Source organism: Micrococcus sp. LASM2_SD2 (assembly GCF_057364565.1).
Genome location: NZ_JBNFOB010000390.1, coordinates 1 through 1,234, shown reverse-complemented (window position 1 = coordinate 1,234; position 1,234 = coordinate 1). Strand labels below are relative to the sequence as shown.

General features: G+C 74.5%; 1 protein-coding gene. It reads right to left on the bottom strand.

The features are described 5' to 3' along the window. Positions 1–10: 10 nt before the first annotated feature. Entirely contained in the window at positions 11–1,198 is a 1,188-nt protein-coding gene (locus AC2W7A_RS12620) for a DNA polymerase III subunit delta' (protein WP_485991635.1), read from the bottom strand. Between the last annotated feature and the right edge of the window lie 36 nt (positions 1,199–1,234).

Below are 1,234 nucleotides of genomic sequence, written 5' to 3'. Positions count from 1 at the left end.
CCCCGGGTCCTCAGCGCCGCGGCCGCGGGGTGCGCGTCCGAGCGGGCAGCAGTGCGAGCATCAGTCCCTCGACCGCCAGCTGCTCCGGGACGTTGCCGGCCAGTCGCTCGCGGGCCAGGTTGATGGCGTCGATGCGGGCGACCACCTCGGCGGAGCCGCCGGCGGCACCGTGGGCGTAGGAGGCGATCTCGGCACGGCGGTGCTCGTTGATGAGCTCGCCCTCCGCGCCGAGCTGCACGGCCAGCACGTCCCGGAACAGGCCGAACAGGTCGATCATCGCCCGGTCCAGGGAGTCGTGGACGCTGCGTCGGCGTCGGCGGGTCTGGTCCTCCTCGAGCCGCTTGACGTGGTGGCGCAGCTTGGCCGGGACCTGCTCGTCCTCGGCGATGCCGAGCTGGCGGCGCAGGGTCGCCAGCTCGTCGGCGTTGCGGGCCTCGGCCGAGGACTCGGCCTCGTCCTTGGCGACCTTCACCAGGTGGGCGGCCATGCTCATGGCGTCGGAGACGGCGCTGCTGCGCAGGGGCAGGGAGAGGATCTCCTCGCGGCGGGCGAGGGCCTCGGGGTCCTGGGCGAGGCGACGGGCCATGCCCACGTGCGACTGGGAGATGCGCGCGGTCATCAGCGCGGTCTCGGCGTCGAGCCGGTCGCGCCGCACGAGCAGGTCCGCCACGTCCTGGACGGAGGGGATGCGCAGGGTGACGGCACGGCACCGGGAGCGGATGGTGGGCAGCACGTCCGCGGGGGAGGGGGTGCAGAGCATCCAGACCACGCGCTCCGGGGGCTCCTCGATGGCCTTGAGGAGCACGTTGGTGGCGCGCTCGGTCATGCGGTCCGCGTCCTCCATCAGGAAAATGCGCCAGCGGCCCGTGGCGGGGCGGGACTGGGCCGCCTCCACGAGGTCACGGACGTCCTCGATCTTGTAGCTGACGCTCTCGGTGGCCAGGATCGTGACGTCCGGGTGGGTGCCGCCCATGACGGTGGTGCAGGCGTGGCACTGCCCGCAGCCGCGGTCCTCCGGTGACTCGGCCTCGCACTGCAGGGCGGCGGCGAAGGCGCGCGCGGCGGTGGACCGGCCGGAGCCGGGCGGTCCGGTGAACAGCCAGGCGTGGGTGGGCCGGTCCTGCTGGGCGGCGCGGGTGAGCTGCTCCACCACGGCGTCCTGGCCGGCCAGGTCGGCGAACACGGCGGGCGCGCTCATCGGGCGCCTCCGGCTCGGTCCCCGCGGCTGACTGCG

Coding starts and splice junctions, on each gene's coding strand:
- AC2W7A_RS12620 (WP_485991635.1), bottom strand. CDS start 1,198: ATGAGCGCGCCCGCCGTGTTCGCCGACCTGGCCGGCCAGGACGCCGTG.